Source organism: Methylomonas sp. AM2-LC (genome assembly GCF_039904985.1).
In the GTDB taxonomy this organism is placed as follows: domain Bacteria; phylum Pseudomonadota; class Gammaproteobacteria; order Methylococcales; family Methylomonadaceae; genus Methylomonas.
Window position 1 is genome coordinate 1,457,762 of sequence record NZ_CP157005.1, and the last position, 12,623, is coordinate 1,470,384.

At 42.1% G+C, this 12,623-nt stretch carries 9 protein-coding genes; 7 read left to right on the forward strand and 2 right to left on the reverse strand.

Annotation, left to right across the window (positions count from 1 at the left end):
- Window positions 1-16: 16 nt before the first annotated feature.
- Window positions 17-496 (reverse strand): cupin domain-containing protein, encoded by a 480-nt coding sequence (locus ABH008_RS06545; protein ID WP_347989053.1) that lies wholly within the window; start codon window positions 494-496, stop codon window positions 17-19.
- 24 nt (window positions 497-520) lie between these two features.
- Complete coding sequence (locus tag ABH008_RS06550) at window positions 521-1,951, reverse strand: arylsulfotransferase family protein (protein WP_347989054.1); 1,431 nt, start codon at window positions 1,949-1,951, stop codon at window positions 521-523.
- Window positions 1,952-2,633: 682 nt separating this feature from the next.
- Between ABH008_RS06550 and ABH008_RS06555 the strand changes: the two genes are divergently transcribed.
- The 7 genes from ABH008_RS06555 (at window position 2,634) to ABH008_RS06585 (ending at window position 12,510) form a co-directional block, all read left to right on the forward strand.
- Window positions 2,634-5,711 (forward strand): TonB-dependent receptor, encoded by a 3,078-nt coding sequence (locus ABH008_RS06555; RefSeq protein ID WP_347989055.1) that lies wholly within the window; start codon window positions 2,634-2,636, stop codon window positions 5,709-5,711.
- Window positions 5,712-6,150: 439 nt separating this feature from the next.
- Window positions 6,151-6,663 (forward strand): rhodanese-like domain-containing protein, encoded by a 513-nt coding sequence (locus ABH008_RS06560; protein ID WP_347989056.1) that lies wholly within the window; start codon window positions 6,151-6,153, stop codon window positions 6,661-6,663.
- A gap of 78 nt (window positions 6,664-6,741) precedes the next feature.
- A complete protein-coding gene (locus ABH008_RS06565; protein WP_347989057.1) occupies window positions 6,742-9,072 on the forward strand; it encodes a DUF1549 and DUF1553 domain-containing protein in 2,331 nt (776 codons plus the stop codon).
- 36 nt (window positions 9,073-9,108) lie between these two features.
- Complete coding sequence (locus tag ABH008_RS06570; RefSeq protein WP_347989058.1) at window positions 9,109-10,554, forward strand: DUF1501 domain-containing protein; 1,446 nt, start codon at window positions 9,109-9,111, stop codon at window positions 10,552-10,554.
- A gap of 256 nt (window positions 10,555-10,810) precedes the next feature.
- On the forward strand, window positions 10,811-11,197 hold the full coding sequence (locus tag ABH008_RS06575) for a hypothetical protein (RefSeq protein ID WP_347989059.1): 387 nt from the start codon (window positions 10,811-10,813) through the stop codon (window positions 11,195-11,197).
- A gap of 11 nt (window positions 11,198-11,208) precedes the next feature.
- Window positions 11,209-11,796, forward strand: coding sequence for a peroxiredoxin (locus tag ABH008_RS06580; RefSeq protein ID WP_347989060.1), 588 nt, complete (start codon window positions 11,209-11,211; stop codon window positions 11,794-11,796).
- A 96-nt stretch (window positions 11,797-11,892) separates the two neighbouring features.
- Window positions 11,893-12,510, forward strand: a complete 618-nt coding sequence (locus ABH008_RS06585) for a c-type cytochrome (RefSeq protein WP_347989061.1) — start codon at window positions 11,893-11,895, stop codon at window positions 12,508-12,510.
- Window positions 12,511-12,623 lie beyond the last annotated feature (113 nt).

Sequence of the window (12,623 nt, forward strand, 5' to 3'; positions counted from 1 at the left end):
TTTGTGGCCTTAGTGTTTATTGATGGCTTTCTAATTCCGGTGCGGGTGTGGCGGTTGCTGGTCCTATACCGACAATTTCCAATACCGTATCTTCCTCTTTTGCGCCATCGTAATGCACTTCGTTGCCAAAATGGGTAACAAAGCTACCTGCCGGTAAGGGTTGTAATTGTTCGATGTCGTAGTGGGTGCCGGTACCCACCCACCAAGTTCCAGAAATTACCGTGATGAAACGGTCGTTGGGATGAGAATGCGGCTTACTATTATGGTGAGCTTTCCATTTATTTAACACCACATACAATCCGGGTTTGCTGGGGTCGCCGACTAAAACAGCTGTTTCAGAACCGCCCGGATTGCTTACCCAATTGATTTTATCCGGTAATTTTACTGAGATGGCTTTAGGGTCAAGCTCAACGGCGTAGGCTGATTGTGTATGCCAGCAAAGAAATGTTAATGGCAATAACCATCGGCCAATACCGGTTGCAGTGATGTGAGGCATATATTTCTCCAAAATACGGGTTACTTAAGGGGTAGTTGGAATATGAAACTGAGTAATATCTGGCGGAGTAACGGGTTTTTCGCTCCGGGGTGTTTCTGGTGGAACCCAGTCATAAGGTATGGGTTGACCACGATAGATTTGATTATTACGCATGGTACGACCATTGATGGGGTCTTTGCCTATGCGTGCATAGGGGTTGATATATTCCCAGACAATTTCACCATCAGGTGTAACCTGAAATAAACGTCCGCTTTGTCCTTCATCTATAAAGGTATTACCGTTCGGTAGACGCCGAGCGGCACTAATGTGAGTGCTGCGAAATGACCAACTGGGTCCACCGGAATCAAGCCCAGTATATTGCCAGACTATTTCGTTCGTGACTGGATTAATTTCTAAAACCCGTGAGCCGCCCGTAAATGGTAGCTCTGCTATCGGAAATCCCGCGATGCCTTGATTGTCGAATATCAGCAAATTCCCTGCTCCAGGCAGATTTTCCGGTATCAAGTGTGCATCATGTTGACCACTAATCTGATCAACAGGTCTGGGTACTTGGCGATTTTGCGCTTGTTCAGTGTTGATTGGTGGGTAATGCGGCCCGAGTCGCCAAACAATTTTGCCGGTTTTTTTATCGATGATAGCCGTAAAATTAGCGTTACGCGAATCGAAAATCAGGTTGTCTGGGTTGAAGCGTTTGTCTCCTGAGTCAAACCAGTGGTTGTTTCCAACCACTTTCAAATTATTAATATGTAAGTAATCTGGCGAGTCGGAGTTTCTTAGCAGTATTAATTCGGCGGGTGTGAAGCCAAATTCATCTATATGTTCAGAAGCGATCCATTTCCACACTACGTCACCCTTTGGGTTGACTTCATAAATCACATCATCCATAAGTAGCGGATGTTTGAAGCCATTAATACGATGCGTTAAATTGGCCAAAATTAGTGTATTGCCGTTAGTCAGGCGTGCCCAGTCATGATGTTGCTGAGCAGCTCCGCCGGGTGTATTTTCGCTTTCGCCGAACGACCATACTTTATTACCGTCCCAGTCCAGTTCTCCGACAATTTTGGAAATGCGCCGATTTAATTGTCCAGGAACTAGGTCAGTGCCTTTTCCTTCGATAGTTTCCAGAGTGACAAACACATGCCCAAGTTTGCCTTGAATCAGAGCTGGATTAATCAGGGTACTGTGCGCAGCGGCATCTTTCCATTCATGTACAGAGTTGCCGTTTAAATCGATTAAGTGCGCGATATTATCGCCACCGCTAAATAATACAAAAGAGTTATAAGCTTTGTTGGGATCATAACGTGTGGTTCCGGTAGGGTAAATACTGGGGCCCGCCATGACACAAAGACTGGTTAGTAAACAGCTGGCTGCTAACCCGATTATTGCTATGTTGTATTTCCAATAGTCCACGGGGCGATGTTTAGCCACTTGGGTGGCTTTAATATTAATAGGCATGAATAAGTCGTGTTTGTGGTAATAATTGCGAATATTAAGCAATTAGTAAGCCAATATAAGAGCTCTATCTATTTAGTCATTTAATACAGTCAGCTTTGCGGGTATGTTTCGTTACTAGGTATGTTAGCAATGTCAATTACCATTAGAGTATGTCGTAAATACGCCCGTATAGTCTTGATAAAAGCTTTAGCTACAAGCATGTAGTGTATGCATAGAATGCAGGAGCATTTCTATGTTTCTGCTGCCAACAACCTGGTATAAAAAGCCAAGATTGCCTGCTATTTAGCGATGTTTTAAAAACGGGGTAGGTAGTTATTTAAAATCAATTGTTACTCCCATCATAAAATCTGGATTTTTTTTATATCCAGGTGTTTTCAAAACTAAAAACTGTTGATTGTCACGCAGACTTACAACAGCGTATGAACGTATTTCAGCAAATCTCTGATTTTAAAAATATCCGCAATTGCAAAATTATATTAAGTACTTGTGAAAAGACTAGAAGAAATTAGTTATATTATTTCAATGGCATAGAGAGTTTTTTCGTGAATTTTTTCTTATTTGTGACAATAGTTACACAATTGGCATGGGCATTGCTATTTCCTAAAGTGGAAAGTTTGACAATCTTGACTGCAAAACAAGGATGTTGGCTTGAATTACTGGATTAAATAAATAAGGTGAAATAGTGAAAAATTACTTAGCGAGTGCAACTCAGGCTAACGCAAATCAAAAGGATGCCGTTCCTCTTATTATCAGTCGTCGCAGGAAAATATCTTCAATTATGGCGCTGGCAATGGCCGGAGTAACCATGATTACCGCAATTGATGCCAATGCAATTGATACCGCAGCTACCGAAGTAGCAAATACAGATGTTAAGAAAAAGGTTAAAAAATCGAAAAACCTGAAACCGCAAAAGTCGGCTGAGGATGTAAGTGCCTTAAAAGATCAGGTTGAGCAGTTAAAGCAGCAGTTGGCAGCGTCAAAGCAACGTGAACAGCAATTATTAAAGAGTAGTGTTACAGCCGGTGCAGCATCTGTACCAGTCACTCAAGCCGAAAACAGTGGCGAACCACCTTTGGATGTGGCGCAAGCAGAAACAATTCCTGAAGAAAAAGAAGTTAAACAGGAAAAACCCAAAAATCTGGGTGAAGTGGTGGTGCGTTCCCGACAAAGGATAGAAAAATTACAGGATGTACCGTTATCTATTTCTGTGGTTACTGGTCAGGATCTGGAGCGAGAGCAATCCATGGATCTGAGTTCAATCACCCGGCGTGCAGCTAACATTAACTGGAATCAGGGTAACCAGCGTACCAGCAGTCTTTCCATTCGTGGTATAGGTAAAGTGGGACAAACCGAGGCGCAAGACCCCAGCGTAGGTATTATCGTTGATGGTATCAACTACGCTTACAATCCTATGAGTTCCAGTTACGACTTTACCGATGTGGAGGCTGTGGAAGTTACTCGTGGTCCGCAAGGTACTTTGCAGGGCAAGGGAGCTACTATGGGGGTGGTTAATATTTTTACCAAACGGCCCACCTTTACCAATACCGCTGATTATTCGTTTACCTATGGTAATTATGATAGCTATATTGGCAAAGGTGCTTTTGGTGGTGCGGTGATAGACGATTTGTTAGCCTTCCGCGGTGCTTTTGTTGCGCAAAAGCAGCGTGGATTTATGACTAATCAGTGGAACCAGGACAGTACCTTTCAAAACATTGATAGGTTGACTGGGCGAGCACAATTTTTACTGACACCCACTCAGAATTTTAATGCGCGTTTGTCGGTTAACATTACCCCTAATACCGGCGAAAATACCAATGGTGGTGTATACAATACCTTTCCACCTCAAGGTTTTAAATATACCAATGGTAATACTATTACCTCAGTTACCAATTTTCGGCAACGTTTGGCTCGCCCTTGGTTTACCGGTAGTGGTTTGAATTACGGGCTATCAAATTATATCTATGGTGATAACGGTATGAATTCCGTAGATTTGAATACCCAGCAACCGGTAATTTCCGGTAGTGAAGGGGCTTCGCTGGAAATGAATTGGGATGTGGCTGATCATCATCTTACCTCTATTACCGGCTTCCAAGGATACCACTTTAATGCGCCTACCAATGATGATGGTACACCTTATAATATCAACACCAATGCGGGTGGTTATTCCAATAATTATCACCAGTTAAGTCAGGAGTTACGTATTAATTCCAAGGCAGGTGGTTTTATTGATTACACGGCTGGTTTATTTTTGATGCAGAACGAAAACCAGACTGCGTTTAATAAATCTTATGGCAGTGATGCGGGTGCTTGGTTCGCTTCAAATGCTCAGTACACTGCATTAACCAATCCTTCGGGTGCTACCAGCGCCGTAATAAACTCGGGTAACTTATTGCTGCAAAATTCGTTGAATAACTTGTGGCTAGATACTAATCATCAGGATATTCAGAATCAGAGTGAGGCCATTTTTGGTCAAGCCAATACGCATTTAAATGATGATCTAACCTTAACCACTGGTTTTAGAGTAACTAATGAGCATCGCGAGAATCCAAATAGCGCTTACATTATCAATGAAGGTACCGGCGCATTGCTGGATCCGACCAATATAAATGGTGTTAACACTGGGTATGGCTTTAATGCAACTTATGCAAACGCCACTGGCGCTAGCGGTTGTAACAGTTCCACTACCCTAATTGGCGCAGCAACGGGTTGTGCTGGCCAATTGCAAACAAATACGGCTCAACAAGCCGCAAATGCAGACAAATTGGCGCAACAATATTATGGGGTAAACTATGCAGCATTAACCTCTCAGCAAGCAGCACAAATTGCGGCAGCCAGAAGTATTCGTCTATCGCAGATTGGGGGGTTGTTTAGTACTGCTAAACCAGTCTATAACGGTATTTTGCCTTCCTGGAACATCAGCCCCAGCTACAAGCTATCAGAAAACTATACCGCTTATGTATCTTGGCAGCATGGTATGAAAGCGGGTATTGCTCAATCCCTTAACGGTGTTGGTTACATTGCATCGCCTGAAACAGATGATAGCTACGAGATCGGTTTAAAATCAACGCTGTTTGATAGAAAATTGGTCCTCAATGCCGATCTTTTCTGGGCAAATATCAAAAACTATCAAACTCAGGTTGCTACTTATAATAGTTATACCGCATATACCAATCAACTGACCAATGCGGCAAATAACACCTCAGTTTATTCATCTATTACCGGTAATGTACCCTTGGCCAGAACCGCAGGTCTTGAGATAGACGGTGTATTTACTGGCTTGCCTTATACTTCAATTCGTTTTGCTGGCGCTTATACAGATGCTATCTATGTGGAATACAATAACGCGCCAAATCCAACTGAAGTGCAGGTAACTACTGCTAATCAATCTGGGTATAACGCATCTGGTCGAACTTTGCCGGGTGCTTCCAAATTCACGGCCAATATCAGCCCGGAAGTACGTGTAGCCAGTGAGATTTTGGGCTTGGGTGATTACTTGCCGAAAACGGAGTTTCATACCAGTTTTACTGAGAGTTATCTCAGTCGTTACAATTCAGACTCAAGCTTATCAGCTTATGCTTGGATTCCTTATCAGTTTAATACCGATTTTTCGTTTGGTATTGGTCGGCGCGACAAAAAGTTCGATATCAGCTTTGTGGCTAAAAACCTGCTAAATAATCATACCCCATCCGTACAAACCATGACTAGCTATACACCCAGCTACCCACAATGGTTAGGATTGCAATTTAGCGGTAAATTCTAAGTTTTTTCTCGTGGTGAAAGGCTCGGCGGGTTAGAGGGTAATACTTCTAATCCGCTTTTTTTTGCCTGTCGTTTTAATGGAATGTTATTTTCACAAAATTCATTTATTAATTTGATTAAGTCGAGTTTATAAATAGGACAGTCTTCGTTAGTGAATGGATATATTTAGCTGTTTATAAATGCTAATAAATGAGCAGTGATTGTTGAGGGTGTGTTGAATTATCACCAGATTATTTTATAAATAAGGTGATAAATTTACATGGCAATATAAATACAGGAGATTATAAAAAAATACAAATAATATCAATTGGATATATTGTTTTAATTTTTATTTATCTTTTATAAAATAATGGCATGTTGATTGCTTGCTAATAATACTGAAGCTGTGCGTATAACTTACTTATAGCACATTGGAATATTATTATTTAGGAATTAGATAAATGAAAAAAATAATACTGCTAGCCTTATCGCTGGCTCTGTTAGTAACACAGTCTGTTCAAGCAGCTGAAGCCGATGCCACTAAAAAACCGGATGCAGCTGCTGAACAAAAATGGACTTATAAAACGCCAAAACTGGACCGTGCCAAACTGGAAGCTTTGCTCGCCAAGCCTTCACAGCTTTTGATTATAGATGTGCGTCGTCCAGATGAAATTAGCAAGATCGGTGGCTTTCCTGTCTATTTGAGTATTCAAAGTAAAGATATTGAAAATTCCCTGAAATATATACCTAAGGATAGAAAAATCGTCACTGTCTCAAATCACGCGCATCGTGCGGGTATTGCTGCCGATTTGTTGGCGAGTAAAGGTTTTAAGGTGGTTGGTGCGGTGGGCTCGCAGAATTATGAAGAAGAAGGCGGTGTAATCAATAAGATTGAAATTCCACCACCAAAAGCTGCGGCTTCAAGCACTGATACGCCAAAAGCTGAGGTGTCAACCACACAACCAAAAATCTAAAAAAATTGCCCGATTTTGTCTGCTGGGATGCCTTTTAGGTTAAATCAGGGCGCTATAAATCATGTTTTGGAGAGTTCAATGAAAATTAAAGTGTATTCTGCCTTTATCTGGGGTTTATCAACACTATTGGCGGCTGATGTATTGGCTGCAGATCAGGCGCCGGCAAGCGCACCAGCAGTTGCTGCTGAGGGGAATGCCGCTCCAGAAGCTAAGAGCAAGTTTTGGTCTTATCAACCTGTAAAGGCACCCGTTGTTCCCAATGTTAAACAAAATGACTGGGTAAAAACCCCAATTGATGCTTATGTTTTGGCCCCTTTGGAGGCAAAAAACCTTGCACCCTCAGCAGAAGCTGATCGAGCTACTTTTATCAGGCGTGCTACGCTCGACGCTTGGGGAGTAATACCTACACCTGCCGAAGTGGAAGCTTTTGTTAATGATAAGTCTCCGGATGCTTACGCTAACTTGGCGGATAGATTATTAGCTTCTCCTAAATATGGTGAGCGTCAAGCGCGGCGCTGGCTGGACTTGGCAAGATATGCTGATAGTGCGGGTTTTCAGAATGATCAAACTCGGCCTAATTTTTGGCGTTATCGTGATTATGTGATTAATTCATTTAATCAGGATAAGCCTTATTCGCAATTTCTAAAGGAGCAGATTGCCGGTGATGAGATTGCGCCTGATAAACCAGAGGCCTTGATTGCGACGGGCTTTTTAGCAGGGTATCCTGATAACTATAACTCGCGCGATTTGGTACAACGTAAATACCAAATTACCACGGATATGACTGATACTGTAGGTAAGGTTGTGTTAGGACAGACAGTTGAGTGCGCACGCTGCCACAATCATAAATTCGATAAAATCAGTCAGAAAGATTACTTCTCTTTGCAATCATTCTTTGCTAATACTAGTTTTACCGACAAAATTCCTGCGAGTAAAGGTGAAGTAGAAAACAAATACCTAAAACAACAGGCAAAATGGGAAGAAGCAACCAAAGACATCCGTGATAAACAAGCTGCCTTGTTAGCACCGTACAAAGAGCGTGGTGAGAAGTATCATAAAGAACGTTATCTGACCGATAGTCGTGAATCGATCTTTAAACCTAAAGAAAAATGGACGTCTCTGGATCGATGGGTTAACTGGCGACTTGAAAAAGTTACTCAGGAAAATGACTATGTGGGTTGGGTGCGAATTGCGGTAGAAACGCACAACAAAGACTATACCCCTGAAATGGCAGCCAGATATTATGAGTATAAGGATCTGGAAGAGGATTTAAAAAAACTCGATAACCTTAAACCAACTGCAGGTTCCGATACCATTACAGCGGCTACCGAGTTAGGTAAATCCGATTCCCCCAAAAGTTTTATATTCTTTGGCGGTGATCATGAAAGACCATTAGATGAAGTGCAACCGGCGTTTCCAGAAGCCATTACTGATGAAAAACCGGTCATTAATGCAACTGCCACCTCTTCGGGACGTAGAACTGCTTTGGCAAACTGGTTGGCTAGTGATACCAATCCGTTAACCGCACGTGTTTATGTTAACCGGGTTTGGGAACAATACTTTGGTCATGGAATTGTTGAAACCGTTAGTGATTTTGGTAAAGCCGGACAACGTCCAACTAATCAGGCCTTACTTGACTACTTGGCTGATAAGTTTGTCAAAGAGGGCTGGAGCATCAAAAAACTACATCGTGAAATTTTATTGTCCAGTGTCTATCGGCAAGCATCTGATTATCGTGAAGACGCACATCAGGCTGATCCAGATAATAAATTGCTGGCGGTATTTCCACGCAAACGTTTAGAGGCCGAAGAAATTCGCGATTCTTTATTAGTTGCTTCAGGTAAATTGGAAGAACAAGTGGGTGGCCCTGGCGTATTTCCGCCTATTCCAGCTAATCTGGGTGCGGCAAATACGCAATGGGTAGTCTCTAAAGACAAGAAAGACCATAACCGTCGCAGTATCTATATCTTCACCCGTCGTAGTTTGCCTTATCCCATTTTGGAAACTTTTGATATGGCAACGGCACAGGAAGCGCATAGTAAACGTGATGTTACCACTACGCCTTTGCAATCTTTAACATTGTTTAATAGCGATATCGTCTTAGGTTGGTCGCAAGCTTTAGCGGGCAGAGTTATCCAGGAAGTGGGTAATAACGAGTCTGCTCAGATTGACCGCCTATATGAAATTTTGTTTGCACGTCCTGCTAGCGATGTTGAAAAAGAAACCTTACAAACTTTTCTGGATGAACATCAACAGGCCGTTAAAGACAAAGTTAAAGACGGAAAATATGAGCTAAGTGAGCCGACGGGTCTAAAAGAAGATACCAAGATCGATCCAATTCGTGCTGCTGCTTTCGTTGATTTGGTACATACCGTTGCAAATTCAAACGAGTTTATATACCGGTTTTAATGCTGCTAACTTATTAAATAATTATAGGAATATAAAATGAAAAATATATCTCGTAGAGATTTTATGATTAAAACCGGTTTGGCAGCAGGTGCATACGGTTTGAGTGGATTATTACCGGGTGGTGGGGTTATCCAGGGAGCCTTTGCGGCTGATTTACTGGATCCATTGGCCCCAAAACCGACGCACTTTCCAGCCAAAGTTAAATCTGTGATCTGGCTGCATATGGATGGTGCGCCTAGTACTATCGATTTGTACGATTATAAACCTGAGTTGATAAAACTGGCTGGCAAAGAAGTACCTGCTTCTTTTATGAAAGGTATTAAAACCAGTACTCAGGGTGGTGTAGGTAAACTGTGGGTATCAAACAGAACCTGGAAACAATACGGAGAAAGCGGCGCTTGGTTTTCGGATTTATTGCCTAACCTTGCACAGCATGCGGATAAATTAAATTTTATTAAATCCAGCTTCACCGTGGGAGCAACCCATGATATTTCAATTTTGAAATTAAATACGGGCGGTTTAAATCCGGGTCGTCCTTCATTGGGTGCGTGGATTCAATATGCTTTGGGTTCGGCAAATCCAGATTTACCGGCTTATGTGGTTTTGTATAACGGTAAAAGAGAACCAACGGGTGGTTCTGTTAATTGGAGCTCAGGCTTTTTACCTGCGGTGTATCAAGGTACGGCTTTCCGTCCTGGCGATACACCTATTTTGTATCTGGATCGTCCTGAAACTATTTCGGCTGGACAACAAAATGAAAATCTGTCTTTGCTGAAACAGCTTAACGGTATAAAGGACGCTCAATATCCAGAAGATACTGAATTACAAGCCAGAGTGCGTGCTTATGAGTTAGCGCAACGCATGCAGGTTACAGCGCCGGAAGCGGTTGATTTAAGTAAGGAAACGCAAGCGACCAAAGATGCTTATGGATTAAATGATGATGCTACCAAAGGTTACGGTACCAGTTTATTAAGGGCAAGACGCCTAGTGGAACGTGGAGTACGTTTTATTCAAGTAGTATCGGGTCCTACCGAAGTGGGTGGCGATAGCAGAAACTGGGATGCGCATAACAGTCTGGAAGAGAATCACGGTAAACATGCTAAAGCGGTTGATAAACCCATTGCCGCGTTACTGGCCGATTTAAAAGAGCGCGGCTTGCTGGATTCTACCCTGGTGGTTTGGACCTCTGAATTTGCACGTACCTCATATGGTGAATCTGGGACAGGTCGTGATCACAATGCCTGGGGTTACACACAATGGCTGGCAGGTGGCGGTACCAATGCAGGTACGACCTATGGCGCAACTGATGATATTGGTTTACAGATTGCCGATAAGAGCAAAGGGGTTGATACCTATGATTTACATGCCACAGTGCTAAATCTATTAGGTTTAGATCATTTAAAAGTTATTTACCCTTATCAAGGACGCTCTGAACGCCCAACGGTTGTTTATGGAAAAGTTATTAAAGAATTAATTGCTTAGTTTTAGATAGTGAATATCTCAGTTGCTCTATAGGTATTAAGTTCAATGGAACGATACTTGAGTAACTGAGTTTACTTAACAAGGTTGATCAGCTATCCGGCCTCAGAAACCAAGATTGTGCAATATAGAGGTTTTTAAAAAGCTGGGTGTGTATTTGCGTTTTTACTTGGGTATTAAGCCCTGCCCAGTAAAAATTAAAGAGATTAAATCTGTATTAAAGGGCTGATAACGTTAGCAAACAGGATTAAATAGAATCATGCGAATGACGCAAAATGCCATTGGAATTCTTTTTATGCTACTTAGCAATATTGCGGGGGCAGATGCAGAATTTGATTTTGAAGAAATGATGAAAGATGTTGAAACACAAACACAAAGTGTGCAAAACAGTATTGCCGCAAAAGATGTAGATACAGCTACAGCGGATGCCAAGAAGTTGCAGGATGAATTTAAGTTAGTAGAAAACTATTTCACAAAACGTGGTAATGCTTCAGATGCTGTGGGGATTGCCAAAGAATATCAGGAAAAGGCTGCCACATTACAGAAGTCGTTAGCCGTGAGTGACTATGATACTGCTAATCATGTGGCGCAAGAATTTTCTCAACAGTGTCGTGGTGCTTGTCACGATAGTTATAAACCCCTATAAATAAAATGAACATGAAAACAACTTTATTGAAAATTCTGACCCTAAGCATAATGACATTGCCAGGTTGGGCTGCTTTACCCGAGGGTCATCCAGCTCCCAGCTTTAAGGCACAAGCGTCATTGGCTGGAAAAGCATTCAATTATTCATTGCAAGATGCATTAAAAAAAGGTCCGGTGGTCGTGTATTTTTACCCATCGGCCTATACCGGGGGTTGTAATATTCAGGCGCATAGTTTTGCGGTTAATCATGAGAAGTTTGCCAGTGCTGGTGCCAGTATTGTGGGTGTCTCACTGGATAGCATTGAAAGATTGAATGATTTTTCGGCTGATCCTAATTATTGTGCCAGTAAGTTTCCAGTTGCTTCGGATGCTGATGGCGCAATTGCCAAATCTTATGATTTATCGATTCGCGATGCTGCACCGGGTAAAACTGATAGCCGAGGCGTTGAAATTACTCATGGCTTTGCGGAGCGTACCACTTTTGTAATAACACCCGACGGTAAAATTACTGCCACCCTGGGTGGGCTTAAACCGGAAGAAAATGTGGCTAAAGCATTGGAAACTGTACAGAAGTTGGGTTTTACAGCACAAACAAACTAATAGAAATAATGGGTTCATATTATTCGGGTTGCTGCTTAATAGGGTAGCTGGAATGTGTATTTATTAGTGTTATATCAATCATTGCCTAAGCGACGGATGTTTCACATTGTCTTGTGGATTTACACATTATTGCTGGTCAGTAATAGCTTGTATGCAGATCAAGGCAATGGCGATGCAGTTAGAGGCAAGTTGAAGGCAATAGAAGAAAGATGTGTGGAATGTCATGGGGAAGATGGTAATAGCGTTGATGTCAAAACTCCCAATCATGCTGGGCAGATTGCAGGATACCTGATTAAGCAGTTGTTAAACTTTCAATCTGGTGAGCGTAAGCACGAAACCATGACCATTATGGCTGCTGACCTAACCGCCAATGATATAGATGATATTGCCGCTTATTTTTCGGGACAGAAAGTTATGCAAGGTGAGGGTAGTATAGATAATCCGTTGGCTGGCAATTTAATGTTAAACGGCGATCAGCTCCGCGACCTTCCTGCTTGTGGTAGTTGCCATGGTGAAAAGGGTAAAGGTGCTGTAAAGAACAATGTTGTTTACCCTGTGATAGGTGGGCAGCGAAAGGTGTATTTATTTCAGCAGTTACAAAGTTGGCGTATGGGCGAACGTAAAAACAGCCCTGAGGGTGTTATGAATAAAATAGCCAAATCATTGCAGGATGAGGAAATTGAAGCGTTAGCTGATTATTTGTCCAGGCTTTAATGTTTCCGAATGGCAATGTATCTCAATTGGGGTTAGGTGGAAATGATAATGAGCTGGCTGTTTGGCTTTGTAAACAAGAACGGCTTAACTTGATGCCATAGATTGCTAATCGA